A 25,096-nucleotide genomic window follows, 5' to 3' on the forward strand; every position below is an offset into this window, starting at 1 on the left:
AGGCGGTGCGCGTCCAGCTCACCACCGTGGACCTCATCATCGTCGTGTCGTGCGCGTTGGCTTCACTGCTCCTGCTGGGGCCGGGCCGGTGGGCGCCGGATGCGCTGCGCTGCGCGGGATTGTTCGCGGTGGTGGGCGTGGGGCCGCTCGTCCTCCGCACGGTGGCCGCGTCGTTCCCGGGGCACCGGTGGCTCCACGCCCTCGCGGACTGGTGGCTGCTGCCCACGGCGGTGATGACGCACGGCTGGCTGTCTCCCGTGGTGGACACGGTGAACCCCCTCCTCAAGGACGCGCAGTTGGTGGCGGCCGACCAGCGGCTCTTCGGCATGCAGGCGGCCGTGGTGCTGTCGCGCGTCGTCCCGGCGTGGCTCAACGACATCCTGCTGGTCTGCTACTACGGCCACTTCATCTGGGCGCTGGTGATGGGGCTGGTGCTCTACCGGCGCCCGGGCGGCGCGGAGTACGACGAGTACCTCACCGCCCTGGGGCTGCTCTTCTTCCTCAACTACGCGGCCTACGCGCTGGTGCCGGCGGTGGGGCCTCGCTACTTCCTGGTTGACGCGTTCGATGGGCCGCTGCAGGGCTCGCTGGCGCCGCTGCTGGATTCACTCATGCGCAAGCCGCTGTTCGCGCGTGACTGCTTCCCGTCGGGACACACCGGCGCCACGCTGCTGGTGCTGTACTACGCGTGGCGGTTCTCCCGCCGTGTCTTCTGGGTGATGTTGCTGCCGGGCCTGGGGCTCATCGCGGCCACGCTGGTGGGCCGTTTCCACTACGCCACGGACCTGCTCTGCGCGGTGCCCATGGTCATGGTGGTGACGGGGCTGGCGCTGGGCGTCTCCCGGGCGGCCCGCCAGCGCGAAGTGGTGAAGGACGCGCGTTCCGTGCCGGTGGACGCTATCGTCAGGCCCTGAGCGCCCGGACGGTACGCGGCGCGAGGAGCCGACGTCCATGTCCAGGCCCGTAGCCGCGCAGCGAGTCACCCGGTTCGCCACCACCGTCTTCTCCGAGTTCAGCGCCCTGGCCGCCCGCCACGGCGCGGTGAACCTGGGGCAGGGGTTCCCGGACTTCGACGGTCCGGCGGCCATCAAGGAAGCGGCGCAGCGCGCCATCCGCGACGGGGGCAACCAGTACGCCATGGGCGCGGGCGCCCGGGAGCTGCGCGTGGCCATCGCCGAGCACTCGGCGCGCTTCTACGGCCAGACGGTGGACCCGGACACCATGGTGACGGTGACGAGCGGCGCCACCGAGGCCATCCTCGACACGCTGCTGGGGCTGGTGGACCCGGGCGACGAGGTGGTGGCCTTCGAGCCCTTCTACGACTCCTACGACGCCAACATCACCTTCGTGGGGGCCACCGCGCGCTTCGTGCCGCTGCGCCCGCCGGACGCGGACCACGCGCAGTGGTGGTTCGACCGGGACGAGGTCCGCGCCGCCTTCAACCCGCGCACCCGGTTGCTCATCCTCAACACGCCGCACAACCCGACGGGGAAGGTGTTCACCCGCGATGAATTGACGTTCCTGGGCGAGCTGTGCGCCGAGTTCGACGTGAAGGTCCTCTCCGACGAGGTGTACGAGCACATCGTCTTCGAGCCCGCGCGCCACCTGCGTCCGGCCACGCTGCCCGGGCTGGCCGAGCGCACCGTGACGGTGAGCAGCGGCGGGAAGACGTTCAGCCTCACTGGCTGGAAGGTGGGCTGGGTCATCGCGCCGCCGCCGCTGCGGGACGCGGTGCAGCGGGCCCACCAGTTCGTGACCTTCGCCACCGCCGCGCCGCTGCAGGCCGCCATGGCGGAGGCACTACGGTTGCCAGACGCGTACTTCACGGAGCTGACGGCGTCCTACGCGGCGAAGCGGGAGCGGCTGCTCACCGGGCTGCGCGAGTCCGGGCTGACGGCGTTCGCCCCGGAGGGCAGCTACTTCATCCTCGCGGACATCGCGCGCCAGGGCTTCGCCGATGACGTGGCCTTCTGCCGCCACCTGGTGTCCGAGGTGGGCGTGGCGGCCATTCCGCCCAGCGTCTTCTATGGTCCGGCGCACCGGCACCTGGGGCAGGGGCTGGCCCGCTTCGCCTTCTGCAAGACGGAGGCGGTGCTGGACGAAGCCGTGCGCCGCCTGCGCGCGGGCCTGTCGTCGCGATGAGCTTCTTCGGTGAGCTCTACCTTCGCAGCACGCTGCCGTTCCTGTCGGAGGCCGTCACCGCGCGTGAGGTGGACTACCTGGCCCGAGCCTTCACGGACGTGGCGGGGCCGGCGCCGGTGGTGGACCTGGGGTGCGGCCATGGCCGCCACGCGGCGCGGCTGAACGCGGTGGGGCCTCTGGCCGGGCGCGTCATCGGGCTGGAGTTGGACGCACTGTCGTTGGCCATGCGGCGCCCGGGCTTCCCGGCGATCCAGGGAGACTTGCGGGCCCTGCCGTTTCGCGAAGCGTCTCTAGCGGGGGCCTACGCGTGGTACTCGACGCTGGCCGCCTTCACGGATGGCGAGCACATGCACATCCTCCGCGAGGTCGCGCGCGTGCTGCGGCCAGGAGGACGGTGGGTGTTCCAGACGGTGCCGTTCGAGCGACTGGCGGCGTCCCCCCGGGCGGCCTTCCGCGAGACGCTGCCGGATGGAAGCGTCCTGGAGGAGGAGAGCTGCTTCGACGCCTCGACGGGGCGGGACGAGGGACGTCGGACGCTGACCTCTCCGGAGGGTCGATGCCTGCGCGCGTCATATTCCCTTCGTTACTATCCCCTTGCGGATTGGGTGAGGCTGTTGGAAAGCACGGGATTTTCCGTCGTCTGGGTGCACGGTGGCCTGGCGGGTGGGCCGCTGGACGCGCAGTCAACCGACCTGATCGTGGGAGCGGAGCGGCGCCATGGCTGAGATGCAGGAACACTCCAGGGCGAGGTTGGGCTGGCTGGGCCAGTTGCCCAAGCAGGTCGACGTCTACGAAGTCGGTCCCCGGGACGGCTTGCAGAACGAGCTGCGCACGCTGCCCACGCGGGACAAGGCGCGCCTCATCAACGCGCTGGTGGCCGCGGGGGAGAAGCGCATCGAGGTGACGTCGTTCGTGTCACCCAAGTGGATTCCCCAGCTCGCGGACGCGGAGGAGCTGCTGCGGCTGGTGGGCCGGCGCGAAGGCGTCGTGTTCTCCGCGCTGGTGCCCAACCTCAAGGGCCTGGAGCGCGCGAAGGACGCGGGCCTGGAGGAGGCCGCCGTCTTCATCTCCGCCTCCGAGGCGCACTCGAAGAAGAACATCAACAAGAGCATCGCCGAGGCCGTGGTGGGCGCGCGCGAGGTGACGGCCTCCGCGCTGCAGGCGGGCATGCGCGTGCGCGGCTACCTGTCCACCGTGTGGGGCTGCCCCTACGAGGGCGACGTCCCGGTGGAGCGCGTGGTGGACATCTGCCGGCAGCTCGTGGATGCGGGCATCTACCAGCTCAGCCTGGGTGACACGATTGGCATCGGCACGCCGCGCCAGACGGAGGTCCTCCTGGAGGCACTGCTGAAGCACATCCCCGTGGAGAAGCTGGCGCTGCACCTGCACGACACGCGCGGCACCGCGCTGGCGAATGCGCTGGTGGGCCTGTCCGCGGGCGTGACGACCTTCGACGCCAGCATTGGCGGCCTGGGCGGGTGCCCCTACGCCCCGGGAGCGGCGGGGAACCTGGCCACCGAGGACGCCGTCTTCATGCTCCACGGCATGGGCGTGGACACCGGCATCAACCTGGACCGGCTGGTGGAGGCCGGGGAGATTGCCCAGGAGCTGATCGGCCGGAAGCTGGCGGGCAAGTACCTCCAGGCCGCGCTGGGCGAGCGTGAGAAGAAAGCCGCCCGCCGGGCCCAGACGTGAGCGAGCCCTGCCCAGTGCCGAGGTCATGAAGTACCTGACAGTCCTAAAATCCAGGTATCATTGAAAAATTCTGTTCGGACTTACGTTTTGAGGTGGTGAGCGGGTAGGGTTGAGGTCGTTTTGACCCCACCTGCTGCCTCAACGGGAAGTGCCGGATGAACGTCTCGCTTGATGCCGACGTCCTCGCGAGACGTTCGCAATCGCTGTTCGACGCCCACCAGGTGGCGCTGAGCCGCCGCACGGACCGGATGTTCGCCGTGCTGATGGGACTCCAGTGGGTCGCAGGGCTGGTGGTGGCCCTGGCGCTGTCCCCCCGGACGTGGAGCGGGACGTCCAGTCAGGTCCATCCGCACGTCTGGGCGGCGGCCGGCCTGGGAGCCCTCCTGGCGAGCCTGCCGGTGGCCATGGCGTGGACGTTGCCGGGGCGGGAGGCCACGCGGTTCGTCATCGCCACGGCGCAGGCGTTGGTGTCCGGGCTGCTCATCCATCTGACGGACGGGCGCATCGAGACGCACTTCCACATCTTCGGGTCCCTGGCGCTGCTGGCGATGTACCGGGACGCGCGGGTGCTGTTCCTCTACTCGGCGCTGGTGGCGGCGGACCACCTGCTTCGCGGCCTGTACTGGCCCCTGTCCATCTTCGGCGTGGAGTCCGCCAGTGCCTGGCGCGCGTGGGAGCACATCGGCTGGGTGGTGTTCGAGAACGTGTTCCTCCTGATTGGCGGGCGAGGCGCGGTGAAGGATGCCCGGGCGCTGGCGGCGCGACAGGCCTGGTTGGAGTTGTCTCAAGGAGAGGTTCGCACGCGCGTGGTGGAGCCGCTGGTGGACTCGGCGCGGGCGCTGACGGAGGCGACCCATTCGCTCGTGTCGAGCACGGATGATCAGCGCGCGATGCTGTCGCGCCAGTCCGCGGCGCTCACGGATACGCAGGCAGTGGCGAACGAGATGCAGCGGGCGTCTTCCACGGCCTCTCATCAGGCGGATGCCATCCTCGCCTCCACGCTTCAGGCGGGGGACGTGGGGGCCGACGCCGAGGCCATGCTGGGCCAGAGCATGGAGGGCCTGGAGGCCATCCGCGCACAGGTGATGGAGATGGCCGGGCTCCTGCGTGGATTGGACGGCCAGGCGCGGCAGCTCTCGAGCGTCACCCTGGCGGTGAAGGACCTGGCGGACCAGTCCCACATGGTGGCGGTGAACGCGGCCATTGAGGCGGCGCGCGCGGGGGTGCACGGCAAGGGCTTCGCGGTGGTGGCCACGGAGATGCGGCGGCTCGCGCAGCAGTCCGTCCGGGCGGCCGGGCAGGTGAGCGGCATTCTGGACACCGCGCACCAGTCGATCCAGCACGTCGTGGAGCTCTCCCTGATGGGGGCGGAGCGGATGGCGCGGGACATCGAGGTGGTGCGCGCGTCGGGAGAGCGCTTGCGGGGCCTGTCCACCGTGCTGCGCACCAGCACCGAGGGCGTGCAGCAGATTTCAGTGGCGGTGGCGCGACAGGCCGCGGGCGTGGCGCGGATCTCCGGAGCGGTGGATGAATTGTCCGCAATGATGAGTCAGACGCTGGGCCGTGTTGAACAGACGACCACCGCCGCCCAGACACTTCGCGTGGTGACGGGCCGTGTCCACGGCGTCATCGACACCTATCAAGGCACTAGGACGGATGAGGCGCCGCCAGCGAACGATGCGGGCCGGGTGATTGCGTTCAGCCGGGACGCGTAAGCGGGCGTCCGCCGCGTGTGAGGTTGCTGGCCGGGGCGCGCGGTGCCGCCGCGCCCCGGAGCCCACCCCTTCGCCTCAGCGTCCGCCGAGCATGGACTCCAGCCGGTCCTGAAGTCCGAGGTGGGCGGCTGCGCTCACCAGCATCCGCCGCTCCTTGCGGTCGATGCGGCCGTCCACCAGCGCCATCTCCACGATGTTGCGCAGGAACACCTCCGCTTCGGGGCTGCCCTTCGCCACGAGGCGGTCGAAGAGCTGTGGCCCCATGGTCAGCGCCAGCTCCACGTTGTCCCACGTCACGCCCCAGCGCTCCGAGCACAGCTTCAGCAGCTTGCGCTCCGCGGATGTCACCTCGCCGTCGGCGGCGGCGATGGCGGCCATCATGTACAGCAGGCGCTGCCGCTCCTGGACGTCCATCACCGCGTCCTCGGGCCGCGGCGTGTGGCCATGGTCACCCAAACGTTGTTGCGGCGCGTCCCGGCGCGGAGGGAGGGCCCGGAACCGCGCGTCCTCGTCCGCGTTCCACGCCTCGAACGTGCGCGCCGCCGCGAGCACCCAATCCCGCTCACCAGTGGCCAGCGGCGTGCCGCAGTATTCGCAGTCCGTGGCGGCGCTGTTCGTCAGCGGCGCGTTGCACTGCGGGCACCGGTTCGTGGACATGCCGTTGGCGGTGTTCGTCTTCGCGCCGTGCTTGCGCGTCAGCGTGAAGATGTAGCGCTGGGGCACGGTGGGCAGGGAACGGGGCCGCTCGTTGGCGGGCCCCACGCCCATGCGCGCGCTCCAGCGAATCTCCACGTGCGCCACGTCCTGGCCCTGCGGGTCCACTTGGAACGAACGCACGTCCGCGGAGCCCACGGCGCACTCCAGGAACACGCGGCGGAACCCCTGGCGGCGCAGGCCCTCCAGCTCCGTCTCCAGCCGTTGCACGGTGTCCGTCCGGGCCACCTTGGCCAGCGGCTTCGTGTCGCCGCGGCTCTGCGCGTCAATCCACTTCCAGAACAGCAGCGACGCGCGGTCCTCCAGCACCTCCAGGTTGAGCGCCGGGTCCGACTCGCGTGCCTGCATCAGCCCGTCCACCGTCTTGTGGTACGGCGCGTGCTCGATGCCCTGCGTGATTTCGGACAGCGTCCAGTCGTAGTTGCCCGAGTTCACCACCGCACCGCAGAACTCGCAGCTGTTGGCCGCGCCACCGTTGAACGGCGCGCCGCAGTTGGGGCACTTGCCCTGGAACAGGTCCGCGCCGATGCGCGTCTGCGCCCCCGGCTTGCGCACGAAGGTCCAGACCTCCGTGAAGGCCTCGCTGGGGACCTTGCGCGCGGCCTCTGTGGCCTGCGCGTCGCTGAAGGACACCGGCACGTCGGTGTCTCGCATCCGGGCGTGGACACGGACGTGGATGCTGTCGAACCACTGGCTCTGGTCCAATCCGATGAGCTGGAGGTCCAGCACCTCGAAGTCGGTGATGGCGTCCCGCACGCCCTGCGCGCGCATGAGCTCCAGTTGCACGCCGAAGCGCTGGAAGGTGGCGTCCGACAGGAAGGGCCGCACCGGCGTCATGTCCCGGAGGAACCACGCCTGCTGCAGCTCCATGAACAGCCACTTCGTCTTGTCGAGCATCGGCTCCAGCTCGAAGGCGGGGTCCTTCAGCTTGAGGGCGTTCACCCAGCCTTGCACGTCACGCTGGGACACCTGGGTGCGCTGATACGCCTCGCGCTGCTCCAGGGCGCGCCTGGTGGTGGCGTCCGGATGCAGGTTGCGGCGGTACAGCCAGTACACGATGCCGCCAATGCAGAGCAGCGGCAGCATGACCTTGGGGTAGCGGAAGACGAGGCTGAAGAGCTGGTAGACGACCCAGAGCGCGACGCCGTCCCCGTCGCCGCCGCCGCGGCCACCGCCATTGCCGGACGAGGGGCGGGAGTAGTGCTCGCCGCCACCTCCGCGGCCCAAGGCTTCGAGCGGGAGCAGGAGCGCCACGTAGGCGATGGCGGGCAGCCAGGGGGCCCACCGGGAGAGTCGGTGCGAGATGGAGCGCAGAGGCGTGGCCATGTCCCCCATGCTAACCGTTTCCGCCTTGCCAGACCCGGCTTATGGCCGCACTCTGCCGCGGCCCAGAGCAGCCCGCCTGCCAGGCCGGGAAAGGGGAACGAACATGCCGGAATTCAAGGTCGACGCACGAGGTCCCATCGAAATCTGGACCATCGACGGCGAGAGCCGCCGCAATGCCATCAGCCGCGCCATGTTGAAGGAGCTGGGCGAGTTGGTGACCCGCGTGTCTTCCAGCCGTGACGTGCGCGCCGTCGTCATCACCGGCGCGGGCGACAAGGCCTTCTGCGCCGGCGCCGACCTGAAGGAGCGCGCCACCATGGCCGAGGACGAGGTCCGCGCCTTCCTGGACGGGCTGCGCCGCACCTTCCGCGCGCTCGAGAAGAGCGACTGCGTCTTCATCGCCGCCATCAACGGCGCGGCCTTCGGCGGTGGCACGGAGCTGGCGCTCGCGTGTGACTTGCGCGTGGCCGCCCCGGCGGGGGAGCTGGGCCTCACCGAGGTGAAGCTGGGCATCATCCCCGGCGGCGGAGGCACGCAGCGCCTGGCGCGCCTGGTGGGCCCGGGCCGCGCGAAGGACCTCATCCTCACCGCCCGCCGCATCAACGCCGCGGAGGCCTTCAGCGTGGGGCTGGTGAACCGGCTGGCGCCGGAGGGCCACCTGCTGGCCGTGGCGTACGGGCTGGCGGAGTCGGTGGTGGAGAACGCGCCCATCGCCGTGGCCACGGCCAAGCACGCCATCGACGAGGGCACGGGCTTGGAACTGGACGACGCGTTGGCGCTGGAGCTGCGCAAGTACGAGGAGATCCTCAAGACGGAGGACCGCCTGGAGGGCCTGCGCGCCTTCGCGGAGAAGCGCCCGCCCGTCTACAAGGGCCGCTAGCCCGCACGAACGACTTCGGGGACGGAAGGCCCGGTTCGCACCGGTGCCCCGTCCCCGAAGTGCATCACGTCATGGCCCGAAGGCCGCGCGCGCCGGTCAGGCGTTCGCGGTGCGCTCCTGGCCCATGTTGACGTTCTGCTTGTTCATGTAGGCCGTGGCCTTGTCCTTCACGGTGGTCCGCAGCTCGGTGCCCGTCTTCGGGGCCAGCAGCAGGGCCGCCACGCCACCCGCGGCCACGCCGAGGAGGAAGATGCCCAGGCCGCCCAGGCTCGCGCGCGCCGGCTTGTAGGTGGTCAACCCCACATGCCGCAGCACGTCATCCGGCTCGAAGTCATCCCAACGGTTCCGCGCCACGCGGGGCAGGTCATTGACGAGCTTGTGGGCCAGCCACTTCCGGTACAGGTCGCTCCGGGCAATCCCCTTGGCCATCCACTTGCCTCTCTTCGCTGCGAACATGCGTCCCTCCTGGGCCGAATGGTTGCCGGGTGCGCATCACTCGCGAGCACGCCCCCGTTACGCACCAAGGTAGGCAGGGGAGCCTGGAGCGGCATCCCCTGGGGAACTGTTCTGCGCGGTGCGTCGTCTGCCTGTCACGCCGCGCCGGTCCCCCAGCGAGAAGGCAGCCAGCCGTAGCCCTTTCTGCTATGTGCCACGGGCCATGTCCCAAGACTCGAGACTGCTGGAGAAGATCGCCCAGGTGGAGAAGGGTGGCGCGCAGAAGTACCACGCGAAGAACACGGAGGCGGGCAAGCTCTTCGCCCGCGAGCGCATCCGCCTGCTGGTGGATGAAGGCTCCTTCGTGGAGGACGCGAAGCTCGCCAACAACCTGGACCCGGACCTGCCCTCGGATGGTGTCGTCATCGGCGTGGGCAAGGTGGCCGGGCGCACCGTGGCCATCATGGCCAACGACTCCACGGTGAAGGCCGGCAGCTGGGGCGCCCGCACGGTGGAGAAGATCCTCCGCATCCAGGAGACGGCCCGCGACCTGCGCTGCCCGCTGTTCTACCTGGTGGACTCCGCCGGTGCCCGCATCACCGACCAGGTGGAGATGTTCCCCGGGCGCCGTGGCGCCGGCCGTATCTTCTACAACGAGGTGCACATGTCCGGCTTCGTGCCGCAGGTGTGCCTGCTCTTCGGTCCGTCCGCCGCCGGTGGCGCGTACATCCCCGCGTTCTGCGACCTGGTCATCATGGTGGAAGGCAATGCCTCCATGTACCTGGGCAGCCCGCGCATGGCGGAAATGGTCATCGGCGAGAAGGTCACCCTGGAGGAGATGGGTGGCGCGAAGATGCACTGCTCCGTCTCCGGCGTCGGCGACGTGCTGGTGAAGACGGAGCAGGAGGCCATCGAGGCGGCGAAGAAGTACATCGGCTACTTCCCGGAGAACTTCTCCCAGACGCCGCCGCGCGCCGAGCCCAAAGCCCCCAAGGCCGGCGGCAAGAAGGTGGAGGAGATCGTCCCCGTCGATCAGAACAAGCCCTTCAACATGCATGAGCTCATCAACGAGCTCATCGACGAGGGCAGCTGGTTCGAGGTGAAGAAGCTCTTCGCCCAGGAGCTCGTCACGGGCCTGGCCCGCATCGACGGCCGCCCGGTGGGCATCGTCGCCAACCAGCCCAAGTACAAGGGCGGCGTGCTGTTCGTGGACAGCGCGGACAAGGCGGCCCGCTTCATCTGGCTGTGTGATGCATTCAACATCCCGCTGCTCTACCTGGCGGACGTGCCGGGCTTCATGATCGGCACCAAGGTGGAGCGGGCGGGCATCATCCGCGCTGGCGCGAAGATGATCTCCGCCGTGTCCGAGGCCAGCGTGCCTCGCATCTGCGTGGTGGTCCGCAAGGCCTACGGCGCCGGCCTCTACGCCATGAGCGGCCCTGGCTTCGCCCCGGACGCCACCATCGCGCTGCCCGGCGCGATGATCGCCGTCATGGGCCCGGAGGCGGCGGTGAACGCCGTCTACTACAACAAGATTCAGGAGCTGCCGGAGGCCGAGCGGCCGGCCTACGTCCAGAAGCTGCGCGACGAGTACAAGCAGGACGTGGACATCTACAAGCTGGCCAGCGAGCTGGTCATCGACGACATCGTCCCGGGTGACCGGCTGCGTCAAGAGCTCACCCAGCGCTACGGCGTCTACTCCCAGCGGCATCAGCCCCGGGCGGAAAAGAAGCACGGTGTCTATCCGGTTTGAGTAGGTAGCGTTACCCCACCTCCAAGGCCCGGGCTGCGCCTGGGCCGTCTGCTATAGATCCTGCTGACACCATGGATTTTGACCTTCCTGAAAGCCATCGCGCCCTCCAGTCCTCCATCCGTGACTTCTGCGAACGGCGGGTGAAGCCGTATGCCCGCGAGTGGGACAAGGACGAGAAGTTCCCCATGGATGTCGTCCGGGAGTTGGGGCAGCTCGGGGTGATGGGCATGCTCGTCGCCGAGGAGTTCGGCGGAGCGGCCATGGACTCGCTCGCCGTGGCGGTCGCGGTGGAGGAGATCGCTCGCTACGACGGTTCGCTCGCGCTGACGGTGGCCAGCCACAACGGCCTGGGCACCAGCCACCTGCGCGTGTTCGGCTCGGACGCGCAGCGCCAGAAGTACCTGCCCAAGCTGGCCACGGGTGAGTACCTGGGCGCGTGGGGCCTGACGGAGCCGGGGTCTGGCTCGGACGCGTCGAGCATGAAGACCACGGCCGTGCGCAAGGGCGACGGCTGGGTGCTCAACGGCGCCAAGATGTTCATCACCCAGGGCACGGTGGGTGACGTGTTCGTGGTGCTGGCCGTGACCTCGCCGCAGAAGCGGCAGAAGGGCATCACCGCGTTCCTGCTGGACAAGGGCCTGCCGGGCTTCAGCCAGCGCCCCATCCACGGGAAGCTGGGCATGCGCTCGTCGGACACGGCCGAGCTCATCCTGGAGAACGTGGAGGTGCCGGACTCGGCGCGCGTGGGCGAGCTGGACCACGGCTTCATCGACACGATGAAGATCCTGGACCGCGGCCGCATCACCATCGGCGCGCTGGCGGTGGGCCTGGGCCGGGGCGCCCTGGAGGAGTCCATTGGCTACTCGCGCGAGCGCACCGCGTTCGGCCAGCCCATCAGCGAGTTCCAGGGCCTGCGCTGGATGATGGCGGACATGAAGACGGAGCTGGACGCCGCCCGGCTCCTGGTCCACCGCGCGGCGAAGCTGGCCGACGAGGGCAAGCCGTATTCGCGGGAGGCCTCCATGGGGAAGCTGTTCGCCTCCGAGGCCGCCATGCGGGCTTGCAACAAGGCCGTGCAGATCCACGGTGGGTACGGTTACACCCGCGAATTCCCCGTCGAGCGCTACCTGCGCGACGCCAAGCTGTGTGAGATCGGCGAGGGAACCAGCGAGATCCAGCGTACAATCATCGCCCGGGAAACCTTCAAAGGGGCTTGATGGACACCGCGCGGCTGGAAGGCCTCGGGCTGCAGTTGCGGGAGGACGCGGCCGGCACCGAGGCGGTGCTGGACCTGGATGCGTCCCCGCTGGTCAATCCCGTCACCCGGGCGTTCATCCCGGAGGTGACCTTCCAGGTGATGGGGGACCGTCTCATCCCCATCACGCCGCCCGCCGTGGTGGGTCTGGCTCCCATCCTGGTGGGCGCGCTCAGCGACGTCGCCGATATCGAGGCGCTGCTCGCGGACGCGTTCAACGAGCACATCTTCCACATCCAGCGCCGCTCGGCGGAGCTCCAGGTGCTGGGGCTGACGCCGCGCGTGGATCCGGAGACGCTGGAGCTGTCCACGGAGGTGGTGGACGGTGAGCTGGCCGTCACGCTGGTGTCGGACCGGCTGGGCAACTTCCGCGTGGCCCGCGTGGCCCGGGGGAAGGAAGACCTCTCCACCGGCAGCGGCCACACGCTGGAGCTGTCGGAGTTCCGGGAGCGCGCGGCGCTGACGGGCTACCTGGTCGCGCTCTTTGGAGAGCCGGCGACCCGTCCGCAGGCGGCGCCGGTGGGCGCGGGGCTGGTGCGCTTCTCCGACATCGTTGAGAAGTTCGGCGCCGAGGCGTTGGTGCCTCCCCGCAGCAGCCTGGAGCTGCTGGCGCAGTTGCAGGTGGAAGGCCGTCCGTACCGCTTCGCCGCCGCGAGGGTGGCGGGCCGAACCTTCCGGGGGCTGCTGGCGGGTCCCCAGGGCAAGGAGTGGGCGGGGCGGTTCGAACTGGATGAGTTTCCAGGCATCGTGCGGATGGTGGCGGACCTGCTGAAGGTCCCTCCCGCGGCCGTGAGGCTGGTGGGCCCGGACGCACCTCAGGAGTGATGCGTTTGAGTGGTGCGGACAAGATGAGCCCGTCCGAGCGGGTGCAGTTGCTGGAGTCGCGGTTGGGGTTGAGCTTCTCCCGGATGGAGACGGCGCTGGAGGCCCTGACGCACAAGACGTACGTCAACGAGACGCGGGACAAGGAGCTGAAGGACAACCAGCGCTTGGAGTTCCTGGGCGACTCGGTGGTCAACCTTGCCGTCAGCCACCGGTTGATGTCGCGCTGCCCGGGCCTGCCCGAGGGCGACCTGACCAAGATGCGCGCCCGCGTCGTCAACGAGGACGGCCTGGCCCGCGTGGCCCGGACCATTCCGCTGGGCGACCTGCTGCTGCTGGGGCGGGGCGAGCTCATGTCCGGCGGCCGGGAGAAGAACTCGGTCCTGGCGGACGCCCTGGAGGCCGTCTTTGGCGCGGTGTTCCTCACCAGCGGCCTGGACGCCGCGGTGGCGCTGGTGGACCGGTATTTCGCGGACCTGCTGGACGAGGTGTCCAGCGGCCAGGGCCGGCTCGACTACAAGACGCTGCTCCAGGAGATGGCCCACGAGCGGCTCAAGCTCCAGCCCCGCTACCGCGTCGTCTCGGAGTCCGGTCCGGAACACTCCAAGGTGTTCGAGGTGGAGCTGATGCTGGGGGAAACGGCCTTCGCCCGGGCCACCGGCCGAAGCAAGAAGGAGGCGGAGCAGTCCGCCGCGCAGGCGACGCTGGAGAAGCTGCGGGAAGACGCCGCGTGTCCCACCTCCCCCCCGCCCGGAACGCCACGACACGACACCCCGGCGTGAAACCCCTTGGATGGGGCAGGGGGCGGCGCGTAAGGTGCCGCGCCGACATGCCCCCCGCCTCCCTCCGAAAGACGCTCGCGCTGGTGACCTGCCTGCTGGCGGGCTCCGCCCTCGCCGCTGATTCCGGCAAGTGGACCCGGAAGGCCGCGGCCGGCAAGGACCTGTACGCCACGCTCCAGACGAGCGAGGGCACCATCGTCGTCCGGCTCTTCGCCAAGGACGCGCCCAAGACGGTGGCCAACTTCGTGGGCCTGGCCGCCGGTGAGAAGGAATGGCGGGACCCCAAGACGGAGAAGATGTCGAAGAAGCCGCTGTATGACGGCACGGTGTTCCACCGGGTCATTCCGGGCTTCATGATTCAGGGCGGGGACCCCACGGGCAGCGGCTTCGGGGATCCGGGCTACCGCTTCGCGGACGAGTTCCAGAGCGGCCGCACCTTCGACAAAGTGGGCCTGTTGGCCATGGCCAACGCGGGGCCCAACACCAACGGCAGCCAGTTCTTCATCACCACCTCCACGCCCGGGCACCTGGGCGGCAAGCACACCATCTTCGGTGAGGTGCTGGGCGGCTACGACGTGGTGGAGAAGATCAGCAACTTGCCTCGGGACAACCGGGACCGCCCGCGCACCGCGGTGGTACTTACCCGCGTGGTGCTGGGCGACAAGGCTCCCGCGGGCGTGACGGCCCCCGCGGCGGGCAAGGAAGCGGCGCCCCAGAAGGACGCGGGCGCGAAGACGGTTTCACCAAGGCCGTGACACATGACCGGGTCCGTCCGAAGGGCGGGCCCCCACACGGGAGGGTAGCATGGGAATGTTGGACGAGGCCCGCGCGGGCAATGACCTTTACGCCACCTTCGACACCACGCAGGGGCAGATCGTGGTGAAGCTGTTCGCGAAGGACGCGCCCAAGACGGTGAGCAGCTTCGTGGGCCTGGCGACGGGCGAGCTGCCCTTCCAGGACCCGAAGACGGGTGAGAAGACCCAGCGCGCCTACTACGACGGCATCATCTTCCACCGCGTGATTCCGGGCTTCATGATTCAGGGTGGTGACCCCACGGGCACCGGCCGCGGCGGCCCGGGCTTCAACGTGGAGGACGAGTACCAGAGCGGCCGGACCTTCGACAAAGTCGGTCTGCTGGCCACGGCGAACGTCGGCCGCCCCAACACCAACGGCAGCCAGTTCTTCATCACCACGTCCAAGCCGACCTACCTCAACAACAAGCACACCATCTTCGGTGAGGTGCTCAGCGGCTACGACGTCGTGGAGAAGATCGCCGGCGTGCCGCGCGACGGCGATGACCGCCCCCGCCAGCCCGTGGTCATCAACAAGCTGACCATTTCGACGACCCAGCCGTAGCCCGTCTACTCGCCGCCCGTTCTGGCATGGCCGGGCGGGCGGTGAGCTGTGATAGGGCGCTGTCCAGACGTTCCCTTTTCGGGCCTCCGCGGTAAGCGGCGTCCCAGATCACCTCCGAAGCAATGGCCTCCCCCAAGACACACCGCAGCGGCTTCGCCGCCCTCATCGGGCGCCCCAACGTGGGCAAGAGCACGCTGCTCAATGCATTGACGGGCGAAAAAATCGCCATCGTCTCCCCCAAGCCGCAGACGACGCGCAACCGCATCCTCGGCGTCGTCACCCGTCCGGAAGGGCAGGTGGCGTTCATCGACACGCCGGGCATCCACCAGGCCAAGGGCGAGCTGAACCGCTACATGGTCGAGGTGGCCCTCCAGGCGGCGGAGGAGGTGGACCTGGTCCTCTTCCTCATCGAGCCGCCGGCGAGCGAGAAGCCCGAGGTGAGCCCAGGCAACCGCGCCATCCTCGAACGGCTGCAGAAGATCGGCAAGCCGACCTTCCTGGTCATCAACAAGATCGACAGCGTTGCCAAGGGGCAGCTGCTGCCGCTCATCGACCTGTACCGCCAGGAGTTCCCCTTCGCCGAGGTGGTCCCCATCTCCGCCCGGGAGAAGGACGGCGTGGATCGGCTGTTCCACACCGTCCTGGGACACCTGCCGGAGGGAGAGAACGTCTTCGACGAGGACATGCTCACCGACCAGCAGGAGCGCGCGCTGGCGGCCGAGTACATCCGTGAGCAGGTGCTGCGCCACTGCCGCCAGGAGATTCCGTACTCCACGGCCGTGGTGGTGGACATCTTCGACGAATCCGAGCGCGAGCCCCGGCCGGGCACGCCGCCGAACCAACTGGGCGGGCTCATCCGCATCGCCGCGTCCATCTTCGTGGAGCGCGACAGCCAGAAGGCCATCATCATCGGCAAGCAGGGGCAGATGCTGAAGACCATTGGCACCGATGCGCGCAAGTCCGTGCAGCGGTTGCTGGGCGCGCATGTGTATCTGGACCTGCGCGTCCGCGTGGAACCGCGTTGGAGCGAGCGCCCCGAAGGCCTCAAGAAGCTGGGATACGACTGAAATGAAGCCCCTGGTCGCAATTGTCGGACGCCCCAACGTGGGCAAGAGCACGCTGTTCAATCGGCTGGTGGGCCGGCGCGTCGCGCTGGTGCAGGACGAGCCTGGCGTGACGCGGGATCGCCACTACGCGGACGCGGAGTGGGAAGGCCGCAAGTTCACCTTCATCGACACCGGCGGCTTCGTGCCCGGTGACGAGGACCAGCTCCTCCAGCAGGTGCGGGAGCAGGCGCAGCTGGCCGTGGACGAGTGTGACGTCATCGTCTTCGTCACCGACGCCCGGGCGGGCCTCACCGCCGCGGACGAGGCCGTGGCCAACTACCTGCGCAAGAGCGGCAAGCCGGTGGTGCTGGCCGCCAACAAGCTGGACAACACGACTGGGCAGATGCAGGCGCTGGCCGGTGAGTTCTACCGCCTGGGCCTGGGCGACGTGCAGGCCCTGTCCGCCGAGCACGGCCTGGGCATGCAGGAGCTGTTCGACTCGGTCGTCGCCAGGCTGCCGCCCAAGGAAGAGGACGAGGACGCGGAGGCGCCGCCGGACGACGGCATCATCCGTCTGGCCATCATCGGCCGGCCCAACGTGGGCAAGAGCACCCTGGTCAACGCCATCCTGAAAGAGAAGCGGGTGGTGGCCAGTGAGGTGGCGGGGACCACGCGGGACCCGGTGGACTCCGAGCTCACGTACAAGGACCGCAAGCTGCTGCTCACCGACACGGCGGGCATCCGGCGCAAGAAGTCCATTGCCCAGCGCGTGGAGCAGTTCTCCGTCGTGGCCGCGCTCAAGGTCATGGAGCGCAGCGACGTGGCGGTGCTGCTGATGGACGCCACGGAGCCGGCGGTGGACCAGGACGCCAAGCTGGCGGGCCTGGCGGAGGAGCGCGGCCGCGCCCTGGTCATCGTGGTGAACAAGTGGGACCTGGTGGGCGCGGACCAGCGCCGCCAGGAGACCTTCCGCGAGTCCCTCAAGCACTCGCTCAAGTTCGTGGGCTATGCGCCCATCCTCTTCACCTCCGCGCTGACGGGCTCCAAGGTGGAGAAGGTCGTGGACGTGGCGACGGAGCTCGCCGACCAGTTCCGCTTCCGGGCGCCCACGCCGCAGCTCAACCGGCTGCTGGAGCACATGGTGGACAACCATCCGGCGCCCATCGTCCGGGGCAAGCCGCTGCGCATGTACTACATCGCCCAGGTGGCCGCGGCGCCGCCGACCTTCACCATCACCGTGAACCATCCGGACGGCGTTCCGGACATGTACAAGCGGTACATCACCAACCAGCTGCGCAAGACGTTCGACCTGCGCGTGCCCATCCGGCTCATCTTCAAGGGCCGGCCCGGGCAGGCCAAGCGAGAGGCCCGCAAGCGGCCGCAACGCCAGGGGAAGCGCTGAGGCGTCAGTGCGTTGACACTCGCGGCGCGCGCTCCATACAGTGCGCCGCTCTTTAAAAGAGGTTTCCAGACGTGGCCGGAACCACCAAGACCGAGAAGATTCGCCAGAAAGAGCTCAGCCAGCCGGACTCCTTCCAGAAGGTGGGCACCGAGGCGAGCGACTGGCTTGCGCAGCGCCAGAAGATTATCGGGCTCGCCGCGGGCGTGCTCATCCTGGGCGGCGTGGGCGTGGCCATCGCCAGCGAAGTGTCCAAGCGCGGCGAAGAGAAGGCCTCCCAGGCGCTGGGACAGGCGCTGACCGTGCTCGACCGGCCCGTGGAGGGCGTGGAACCCGCGCAGCCCGGTGACACGGAGCCCCCCTTCAAGTCGGTGAAGGAGCGCGACGAGGCCGTGGTGAAGTCGCTGGGCGAGTTCCGCCAGCAGCACGGCGGCACCCCGTCCGCGGTGACGGCCGCCCTGGCCGAGGGCAAGGCGCAGTTCCGGCTGGGCAACTACGCCGCGGCGCAGACCGCCTTCGGTGAGTACCTCAAGGGCGCGGCCCAGAACGATCCGCTCCGCGCGGAGGCCTTCGAGGGTCAGGGCTACGCGCTCGAGGCGGACGGCAAGTACGAGGACGCCATCAAGGCCTTCGAGCAGATGGGCGCCGCGGGTGGCCCGTTCCTGGTGGGCATGGGCGACTACCACAAGGCCCGGATGCTCATCCTCCTGGGCAAGAAGGAAGAGGCGGCCCAGGTGCTGTCGAAGCTGACCACGGCGCAGCCGAACACGGCGGCGGCGCGTCAGGCCGGTGAGCGCCTGGCGGTGCTGGCGTCCGAAGGTGTGAAGGTTCCTGCCCCGGAGGCTCCGGCGGCTGCACCCGTTCCGGACGCGGGGTAGAAACACACGCCATGACGATGCGGCTCGTGAGCTGGAAGCGTTGGCTGGGTGGCGCTGTGGCGGCAGGGCTTCTGGGCGGCTGCAGTGGCGTGCGGTACTACGGCAATCCGGAGTTGCCCCGGCCGCCGTCGAACACGCCGCTGGAGTACTTCTCCGTCAACTGGTGGGCGCCGCTCGCGCCCCCGCAGACGCTGGAGTACGGGCCGCGTGAGACGGCGACGCCGGCCTATGATGCCGTCAGCCGGACGACCGTCGCGCTCACGCGGGACGGGTTCGCCCGCGGCGTGGGTCCCGACGGCCAGGTGAAGTGGAAGTACAAGACGGGCAGCCGCTTCAACGCCGGGGCCCGGGTGGTGGACGGCGTGGCCTATGTTCCGGGCGGGGACGGCGTGCTGTACGCGCTGGACGCGGCCTCGGGCGAGGAGAAGTGGAAGTACGTCGCGGGCGAGGCCCTGGCCACGGTGCCCGTGGTCGCGAATGGCCTGGTGCTCGTGGCCTCGGAGAGCGACACGCTCTTCGCGGTGAAGATCTCGGATGGGCAGTGGGCCTGGCAGTACCGCCGGGATCCGCCCACCGGCTTCACCGTCCGCGGCGCTTCGCGGCCCCTGGTGCGCGAAGGGGTGGCCTACATCGGCTTCTCTGACGGCTTCGTGGTGGCGCTCAGCGTCGACGACGGCGGCGTCACCTGGGAGCGCTCGCTGTCCGGCGCCGGCTCCGAGTTCCTGGACGTGGACAGCAGCCCGGTGATGGACGCCAACGGGCAGCTCTACGTCGCGTCGTACAAGAGCGGCATCTTCGCGCTCGAGTCGGAGTCGGGCGACCTGGTGTGGAATACCTCCGTGGCCGGCATGACGTCGCTGCTGGTCAGCGGCCAGGTGCTCTTCGCCGCGGGTGACGGCCGCGTGGATGCATACCTGGCGGAGACGGGACGGCTCCTCTGGTCGCATCCCCTGGGGGAACGGGCGGCCTTCGCTCCGGTGTTTGCCCAGGGAATGCTGCTTGTGCCCACGTCCAGTTCGCTGCTGTTCCTGGAGCCCAAGACGGGGCGTTCGCGCGTGTCGTGGAACCCCGGGAGTGGCATCACCGCGCCGCCTTTCGCGGCGGGCAGGCAGCTGTTCGTGCTGTCGAACAATGGCTACCTGTACTCCCTGGACATGAACGGGATTGACGGGTGACGGCTCCGGCTCGCAGGACGGTCCGCGTGGTGGCGGCGCTGATTCCGCGGCCGGAGGATGGACGCCAGTTCCTGGTGCAGCAGCGGCTCCCTGGTGGAAGCCGCGCCTTGCTGTGGGAGTTCCCCGGCGGCAAGGTGGAGGCCGGGGAGACGGACGAGGCCGCGCTGGCCCGTGAGTGCCGCGAGGAGCTGGACGTGGAGCTCGCCGTGGGCCGGCGGCTCTGGGAGGGCCAGCACTCCTATCCGGACCTGACGGTGGAGCTGGTGTTGTTCCTGGCCCGGATTGTCTCGGGCGAGCCCCGACCCCTGGGCGCCCACGCGCTGGCGTTCCACACGCCGGCGCAGATGCAGTCACTGCCGTTCTGCGAGGCGGACATCCCGCTCCTGGACGACCTGGTGGCGGGAAGGTTGGGCGCGCTCGATTGATGCTGCAGCGGACGTTCCAGCACATCCCCAGCGTCGGTCCCTGGCGGGAGAAGGACCTGTGGTCCCGCGGCATCCGCACCTGGGATGATTTTCCGGAAGCCGGCCAGGGCGTGGCGCTCAACCGGAAGTCCGACGACGTGGCCCGGGCGCGCATCGCCGAGGCGAAGGACGCGCTGGCCCGCCGGGACTTGCGCAAGCTCGCGGAGCTGCTTCCGAGCCGGGAGCACTGGCGGCTGTACCCGGAGTTCCAGGACGACGCCGTCTATTTCGATATCGAGACGGACGGCCGGGAGGCCCAGGCGCCCACGGTGGTGAGCCTGTTCGATTCGAAGGGCCTTCACGTCTTCATCCAGGGCCGGAACATGGACGCGCTGCCGGAGGCCATGGCGGCCCGGCGGCTGTGGGTGACGTTCAACGGCTCGTGCTTCGACGTGCCCGTGCTGCGTGACTACTTCGGCCCAGCGCGATTTCCGGTGCCGGATGCGCACATCGACTTGCGGTTCGTGACGCGGCGCCTGGGCATGGGCGGCGGCCTGAAGGAAATCGAAGGGAAGATCGGCGCCGAGCGTCCGCCGCACATGAAGGGCGTGAATGGCTACGACGCGGTGCTGCTGTGGCGCGCGTACCAGCGCCGCGGCGACGTGGAGGCCCTCCGGTTCCTCGTCGAGTACAACCTGTACGACGCCTTCCAGCTCCGGACGCTGATGGACGTGGCGTACAACCGCGGCGCCGACGACTTGAACCAGGATGTTCCCCGGCTGCCAGTCTTCGAGCGTGGCGACGTGCTTTACGACGTGAGCCGCATCATCCTGGAGCTGGGGCCGACTGAGCGCGACCTGCAGACGCTTGCTCGCGTCCGGGCCATGGAGCAGGACGGCTGAGCGGGCAGGGTGACTGTGCCCGGTTCACCGTCCTGGCGGCAGCCGTGCGTTCGCGAGTACCGGACGGTGAACACCTCCGCGTGTGAAGTGTAGCGGTCTGGTGGAATGACCTGGGGAGGCGTTTGTAGGTTGAAGGGTCCACCTACGGAGGAATGAATGAACGACCCGACGAATCCGACGCCGGCCGAGGTTCCCGAATCCGCTTCAAGCTCCAAGGGCAAGACGCTGGCCGTCGTCCTGGGGCTGGCGGGCCTGGCGTTGGTGGCGTCGTATTTCGGTCTGCGGCGTCAGGCGTCACTACCCGCGGAGGTTCTCGCGATTCCGACGGAGCCTGCTGGCGAGACGGCCGCGGCGCCCCCGACGATGCCCGAAACGTCGCTGCCGGAACGGGACGCCGAGGTCCGCAGCCTGGCGAGCCAGCTTTCGCCTGATCCCGAGCTCGCGCGGTGGATGGGCGAAAAAGACCTGGTACGGCGCTTCGCGGCCGCGGTGAACAACATCGCGGACGGTTCGAGCCCGCGCACGGTGCTCGGGTTCCTGGCGCCCACGGGGGCTTTCCAGGTGAGCCAGGTGGACGGCACCACGGTCATCGATCCGGCCAGCTACGCGCGCTACGACACCGTGGCCCGCGTGATTGGCTCCATTGACACTCAGTCCGCGGCCAGCGTGTACCGTGAGCTGAAGCCGCTGATTGACCAGGCGCACGCGGAGATTGCGCCGCCGGGACAGACATTCAGCAGCGCCTTGAGCGCGGCCATCCAGCATCTGCTCAAGGTGCCCGTGCAGGAAGGCCCGGTGGAAGTCGTTCCCGAAGGCGCGCTGTATGCCTATGCGGCGCCGGAGTTCGAGGACCTGAGCCCCGCGCAGAAGCATCTGCTGCGCATGGGGCCCCAGAACATGCAGCTCATCCAGGCCAAGCTGCGGGAGCTGAAGAGCTCGCTGGGCCTGCCGCCAGTCGCCGACCGCTGATTCAAAGCCAGTCCCGGGTCGCCCAGTCTCAACGGCGTTTCTTCTTGCCGGCGGGCTTGGGCGGAGGGGCTGGCTTTTCCTTTTCGCCAGCGATTTGAAGGGCCTGGCGGAACTCGTCGACGTCACGGCCCAGGCCGTCGGTGAACGCGGTGCCGGTCTGGGCATCCACGACCAGGGTGTACCTGAATCCGGACTTGAGCGGCTGCGGCAGCTGGATTCGGTAGACGAGGCCGGTTTCGGATTCCTCGACGTCGTCATCGGACACCATGGCCCGGTCGGCTTCGTCGAACAGCCGGACCCGGTAGTTCTTGAGCGGGCTGGACGTCCGGAGCTCCAGGAGCGACGTGGGCTCAATGATGGTCGCGTCATCGGGGGCCGGGGCGATCTCCGTGAGGCCCGCGGCGGCGATTCCAGCGTCCTCGGCGATGCCTGCGTCGTTGGCGGGTGCCGCGGCGGGGGCGCTGGGCGGCGCCCGGTAGCTGAGTGAGAACCGGGTCGGCGGCGGCGTCGCGGGGACCTGGGGTGCCTCGGCGACCCCTGAGTCCGGGCTGGCGGCCGGCTTGTCCGGGCAGCCCGAGAGGACGAGAGCGCCACAGCAGGTGGCGGCGACGAGTCCGAATCGAAGAAGACGCATGTGGTGGCCACGGTATGCGCCTGGATGGACGCCGGAAAGCACCGAGTGCCGGGCAGCCAGCCGGGCCGTGGGTTGGTAGCAATGGGCCCGCGGATAACCGTCCAGGACGTGACCTCTCCCTCTGAAAGAAGGTCCGATAACATGCGTTATGTAAACTAAGCGAGCGCGAATCCTGGGGTCGATTCAGGCCGTTCCCCCTCCCTGGTTTCTGGGCCGTCCGGGCCGGTTTCGGTCCGTCGATTGCAGTCGATTCCGGCAGGATCTCCACCCCCGACGTCCCGCCATGACCTTCTTCGATTCGATCGCCGCGGATGTTCGCTTCGCGCTCCGCACCTTCCGCCGCTCGCCCGGTTTCGTCGCGGCCGCCGTGCTGTGCCTTGCGCTGGGCATTGGCGCCAACGCCGTCATCTTCAGCGTGGTCCACGGAGTCCTCCTCCGGCCGCTGCCGTACGCGGAACCGGAGCGGCTGGTCAGCCTCGTCGAGGTGCGCCCCCAGGGCTATGGCGGCCCGGTGTCCTGGCCCACGTTCTGGGCCTGGCGCCAACACAGCCCAGCCTTCGAGCACATGGCGGCGTTCACAGGCGGCGGCGTCACCCTCCAGGCCCAGGATGCGCCTGAACGCCTCCAGGCTCTTCGCGGAACGGCTGACTTCTTCACGGTTCATGGCGTGCCGCCCTTGCTGGGCCGGACTTTCGCAATCGACGAGGACCTGCCCGGCCAAGCCCCGGTCGCGGTCCTCAGTGAGCGTCTCTGGCGCGCCCGTTTCGGCGCTGACCCGGCCGTCCTCGGCCGTTCCGTGAGCCTGGATGGTCTGGCCCACACCGTCATTGGCGTGATGCCCGCGTCTTTCGACGCGTCCACGGACGTCTGGCTGCCCCTGGTGGCTCCGCCGGACGCCGCCGCCCGGACCCGGTCCACGGTGCTGACCCTCCGGGCCCGCCTGGCGCCAGGCGTCTCGCTGGCCTCCGCCGAGGCCCAGCTGAAGCAAGTCGCCGCGAACTCCGCGGCGGCCCAGGCGGAATCCCACCGGGACCGGAGCGCCCGGGTCATTCCGCTCGACGAAAGCCAGACACAGTCCTGGCGGGCTCCGCTCCAGGTCTTGCTCGGAGCCGTCGCCCTGGTGCTCCTCATCGCGTGTACGAACGTCGCGAATCTGCTGCTGGCCCGCGCCGGCACCCGGCGGCGCGAACTGGCCGTTCGCCTGGCCCTGGGCGCTGGCCGGGCCCGGGTCGTCCAGCAGCTCCTGGTCGAAAGCCTCCTGCTGGCGGTTCTGGGCGGCGTGCTGGCCTCATTGCTGGCGCGTTGGGGCCTGGACGCGCTGCTCGCCCTGGCGCCGGAGAGCCTGCCCCGGCGTCAGGACATCGCGTTGGACGGCACGGCCTTCCTGTTCCTCCTCGGAATCACCAGCGTCAGCGGCCTGGCCTTCGGGCTGCTTCCGGCCCTCCAGGTCTCCCGGCTGGACGTCCGTGGTGGGCTCGCCGCCGCGGGCGATGGCAGCACGGTGCCGGGCTTCGGCCGTCGCCTGGGGGCCTCGCTGGTCGTTGTGGAGATCGCCCTATCGCTGGTGCTGCTCGTCGGCGCGGGCCTGCTCGGACGGGGCTTCCTGCACCTGCTGGGGACTTCCACCGGACTTGCCCCCGGCCAGGTACTCACGCTGCACCTGTCCATCCCAGACGACCGGTTCTTCAAGGACGGCGCCCTGGACGCGGAGCTTCCGGGACGGCTCCTGGAGCCGGTGCTGGAGGCGGTTCGCGCGCTCCCGGGCGTCACTGCGGCGGGTATGACGTCCGTGCTCCCCATCCAACGGGCCTGGAACAACGCTCGGTATCAGGTCGAAGGAACTCCTCTGCCAGAGCCCGGCGACGAACCTCGCGCCGAGCGCCGCGCCACCAGTCCGGGCTACTTCGCCGCCATGGGCATCCCCCTGCGCCAGGGGCGCGATTTCACGTCCCTGGACGCCGCGCCGGACCAGCCCGGCGTGGTCATCGTCAACGAAACCCTGGCCCGCCGGCACTTTCCGGCAGGAGGTGCCCTGGGCCACCGGCTGCGCATCGGGGCGACGCCGTACACCATCGTCGGCGTCGTGGGCGATGTCCGCCAGGCGGGACTGGAGCGCGACCCCTTGGCCGAGTTCCACGTCCCCCATGGCAGGCCCTGGGGCGATGACGGGCTCGTCCTGGTGACGCGCACGTCGGTGCCGCCGGAGACGCTGCTGCCGGCCATCCGGGAGGCCATCCGCCGCGTGGATGGCACCGTGCCCGTCTACCGGGCGCTCACCCTGGAACAGGTCATCTCGCAATCCCTGGCGATGCGCAGGCTCGTCCTGGGGCTGCTCGGCGGTTTTGCGGTCCTCGCCGTCCTGCTCGCCGCTTACGGCCTCTATGGGGTCATCTCGCTCCGGGTCGCCCAGCGCACGAGGGAGCTGGGCGTCCGGATGGCGCTCGGTGCCCGGCCCGCGGACGTGCTCCGGCTCGTCCTGGGCCAGGGCGCGGGCATGACGGCCGTGGGCCTCGGGGTGGGACTTGGGGCGGCGCTGGCCCTGTCCCAGGTGCTCGCAAGCCAGCTTCACGGCGTCAGCGCTCGGGATCCGTGGACGTTCGGGGCCGTGGCGGCGCTGCTCGCGGCCGTGGCGTTGCTCGCCTGCTGGGTTCCGGCCCGGCGGGCGACGCGAATGGACCCGCTTCAGGCGCTCCGGAAGGAATGACGTCGGGACTTCCGCGTCCCAGGCCTGGGATGCGGAATCCCAGTCGTGGAACGCAGCCGGATGACACGTCGCGTTGACGGGAAATCCTGACGCGAATGCGACTTTTTCCT

The 25,096-nt window shown here is 69.4% G+C and carries 23 protein-coding genes; 20 read left to right on the forward strand and 3 right to left on the reverse strand.

Annotation, left to right across the window (positions count from 1 at the left end):
* The first annotated feature begins 5 nt into the window (after nucleotides 1–5).
* The 5 genes from BHS09_RS18880 (at nucleotide 6) to BHS09_RS18900 (ending at nucleotide 5,552) form a co-directional block, all read left to right on the forward strand.
* Nucleotides 6–914 carry a phosphatase PAP2 family protein gene (locus tag BHS09_RS18880; RefSeq protein WP_140800709.1) on the forward strand — a complete coding sequence of 303 codons (909 nt, stop codon included), beginning with the start codon at nucleotides 6–8 and terminating at the stop codon, nucleotides 912–914.
* 37 nt (nucleotides 915–951) lie between these two features.
* Nucleotides 952–2,142, forward strand: a complete 1,191-nt coding sequence (locus tag BHS09_RS18885) for an aminotransferase class I/II-fold pyridoxal phosphate-dependent enzyme (protein WP_140798511.1) — start codon at nucleotides 952–954, stop codon at nucleotides 2,140–2,142.
* The gene (locus BHS09_RS18890; RefSeq protein WP_140791896.1) at nucleotides 2,139–2,867 is read left to right on the forward strand and encodes a class I SAM-dependent methyltransferase; all 729 of its coding nucleotides are present in this window, start codon (nucleotides 2,139–2,141) and stop codon (nucleotides 2,865–2,867) included. Before BHS09_RS18885 ends, BHS09_RS18890 begins: the two co-directional genes overlap by 4 nt.
* Nucleotides 2,860–3,837, forward strand: coding sequence for a hydroxymethylglutaryl-CoA lyase (locus tag BHS09_RS18895; RefSeq protein ID WP_140798512.1), 978 nt, complete (start codon nucleotides 2,860–2,862; stop codon nucleotides 3,835–3,837). The genes BHS09_RS18890 and BHS09_RS18895 overlap by 8 nt, the downstream gene beginning before the upstream one ends.
* A gap of 155 nt (nucleotides 3,838–3,992) precedes the next feature.
* The gene (locus BHS09_RS18900) at nucleotides 3,993–5,552 is read left to right on the forward strand and encodes a methyl-accepting chemotaxis protein (protein ID WP_140798513.1); all 1,560 of its coding nucleotides are present in this window, start codon (nucleotides 3,993–3,995) and stop codon (nucleotides 5,550–5,552) included.
* A 75-nt stretch (nucleotides 5,553–5,627) separates the two neighbouring features.
* Here the strand turns inward: BHS09_RS18900 and BHS09_RS18905 are convergent, their stop codons facing one another.
* Entirely contained in the window at nucleotides 5,628–7,592 is a 1,965-nt protein-coding gene (locus BHS09_RS18905) for a TIM44-like domain-containing protein (RefSeq protein ID WP_140791903.1), read from the reverse strand.
* 103 nt (nucleotides 7,593–7,695) lie between these two features.
* Between BHS09_RS18905 and BHS09_RS18910 the strand changes: the two genes are divergently transcribed.
* Nucleotides 7,696–8,472 carry an enoyl-CoA hydratase-related protein gene (locus BHS09_RS18910; RefSeq protein WP_140791905.1) on the forward strand — a complete coding sequence of 259 codons (777 nt, stop codon included), beginning with the start codon at nucleotides 7,696–7,698 and terminating at the stop codon, nucleotides 8,470–8,472.
* A gap of 96 nt (nucleotides 8,473–8,568) precedes the next feature.
* Here BHS09_RS18910 and BHS09_RS18915 read toward each other — a convergent pair whose 3' ends face one another.
* The gene (locus tag BHS09_RS18915; protein ID WP_140791907.1) at nucleotides 8,569–8,928 is read right to left on the reverse strand and encodes a YtxH domain-containing protein; all 360 of its coding nucleotides are present in this window, start codon (nucleotides 8,926–8,928) and stop codon (nucleotides 8,569–8,571) included.
* Between the two features lie 202 nt (nucleotides 8,929–9,130).
* On the opposite strand from BHS09_RS18915, the gene BHS09_RS18920 reads away from it, so the two are divergent.
* The 13 genes from BHS09_RS18920 (at nucleotide 9,131) to BHS09_RS18980 (ending at nucleotide 21,648) form a co-directional block, all read left to right on the forward strand.
* A complete protein-coding gene (locus tag BHS09_RS18920) occupies nucleotides 9,131–10,660 on the forward strand; it encodes an acyl-CoA carboxylase subunit beta (protein WP_140791910.1) in 1,530 nt (509 codons plus the stop codon).
* Nucleotides 10,661–10,731: 71 nt separating this feature from the next.
* The gene (locus tag BHS09_RS18925; protein WP_140791912.1) at nucleotides 10,732–11,877 is read left to right on the forward strand and encodes an acyl-CoA dehydrogenase family protein; all 1,146 of its coding nucleotides are present in this window, start codon (nucleotides 10,732–10,734) and stop codon (nucleotides 11,875–11,877) included.
* Nucleotides 11,877–12,740, forward strand: a complete 864-nt coding sequence (locus BHS09_RS18930; protein ID WP_174258832.1) for a hypothetical protein — start codon at nucleotides 11,877–11,879, stop codon at nucleotides 12,738–12,740. Before BHS09_RS18925 ends, BHS09_RS18930 begins: the two co-directional genes overlap by 1 nt.
* The gene (rnc, locus tag BHS09_RS18935) at nucleotides 12,737–13,519 is read left to right on the forward strand and encodes a ribonuclease III (protein ID WP_140791917.1); all 783 of its coding nucleotides are present in this window, start codon (nucleotides 12,737–12,739) and stop codon (nucleotides 13,517–13,519) included. The genes BHS09_RS18930 and rnc overlap by 4 nt, the downstream gene beginning before the upstream one ends.
* A 47-nt stretch (nucleotides 13,520–13,566) precedes the next feature.
* Nucleotides 13,567–14,274, forward strand: coding sequence for a peptidylprolyl isomerase (locus BHS09_RS18940; protein WP_140791919.1), 708 nt, complete (start codon nucleotides 13,567–13,569; stop codon nucleotides 14,272–14,274).
* A 49-nt stretch (nucleotides 14,275–14,323) separates the two neighbouring features.
* Entirely contained in the window at nucleotides 14,324–14,875 is a 552-nt protein-coding gene (locus BHS09_RS18945; protein WP_140791921.1) for a peptidylprolyl isomerase, read from the forward strand.
* Nucleotides 14,876–14,997: 122 nt separating this feature from the next.
* Nucleotides 14,998–15,942, forward strand: coding sequence for a GTPase Era (gene era / locus BHS09_RS18950; protein WP_140798514.1), 945 nt, complete (start codon nucleotides 14,998–15,000; stop codon nucleotides 15,940–15,942).
* Between the two features lies 1 nt (nucleotide 15,943).
* A complete protein-coding gene (der, locus tag BHS09_RS18955) occupies nucleotides 15,944–17,323 on the forward strand; it encodes a ribosome biogenesis GTPase Der (protein ID WP_140791924.1) in 1,380 nt (459 codons plus the stop codon).
* Nucleotides 17,324–17,394: 71 nt separating this feature from the next.
* Nucleotides 17,395–18,198, forward strand: a complete 804-nt coding sequence (locus BHS09_RS18960; RefSeq protein WP_140798515.1) for a tetratricopeptide repeat protein — start codon at nucleotides 17,395–17,397, stop codon at nucleotides 18,196–18,198.
* Nucleotides 18,199–18,209: 11 nt separating this feature from the next.
* Nucleotides 18,210–19,373 carry an outer membrane protein assembly factor BamB family protein gene (locus BHS09_RS18965; protein ID WP_140791928.1) on the forward strand — a complete coding sequence of 388 codons (1,164 nt, stop codon included), beginning with the start codon at nucleotides 18,210–18,212 and terminating at the stop codon, nucleotides 19,371–19,373.
* Complete coding sequence (locus BHS09_RS18970; RefSeq protein ID WP_090492616.1) at nucleotides 19,370–19,798, forward strand: (deoxy)nucleoside triphosphate pyrophosphohydrolase; 429 nt, start codon at nucleotides 19,370–19,372, stop codon at nucleotides 19,796–19,798. The genes BHS09_RS18965 and BHS09_RS18970 overlap by 4 nt, the downstream gene beginning before the upstream one ends.
* Entirely contained in the window at nucleotides 19,798–20,679 is an 882-nt protein-coding gene (locus BHS09_RS18975) for a ribonuclease H-like domain-containing protein (RefSeq protein WP_140798516.1), read from the forward strand. Before BHS09_RS18970 ends, BHS09_RS18975 begins: the two co-directional genes overlap by 1 nt.
* Before the next feature lie 156 nt (nucleotides 20,680–20,835).
* Nucleotides 20,836–21,648 (forward strand): DUF3014 domain-containing protein, encoded by an 813-nt coding sequence (locus BHS09_RS18980; RefSeq protein WP_140791932.1) that lies wholly within the window; start codon nucleotides 20,836–20,838, stop codon nucleotides 21,646–21,648.
* 28 nt (nucleotides 21,649–21,676) lie between these two features.
* On the opposite strand, the gene BHS09_RS18985 is transcribed toward BHS09_RS18980, so the two are convergent.
* Nucleotides 21,677–22,282 carry a hypothetical protein gene (locus BHS09_RS18985; RefSeq protein ID WP_174258833.1) on the reverse strand — a complete coding sequence of 202 codons (606 nt, stop codon included), beginning with the start codon at nucleotides 22,280–22,282 and terminating at the stop codon, nucleotides 21,677–21,679.
* Between the two features lie 283 nt (nucleotides 22,283–22,565).
* Between BHS09_RS18985 and BHS09_RS18990 the strand changes: the two genes are divergently transcribed.
* The gene (locus BHS09_RS18990; protein ID WP_140791936.1) at nucleotides 22,566–24,986 is read left to right on the forward strand and encodes an ABC transporter permease; all 2,421 of its coding nucleotides are present in this window, start codon (nucleotides 22,566–22,568) and stop codon (nucleotides 24,984–24,986) included.
* Nucleotides 24,987–25,096 lie beyond the last annotated feature (110 nt).

Origin of the sequence: Myxococcus xanthus (assembly GCF_006402735.1) — a bacterium.
GTDB classification, from domain to species: Bacteria; Myxococcota; Myxococcia; order Myxococcales; family Myxococcaceae; genus Myxococcus; species Myxococcus xanthus_A.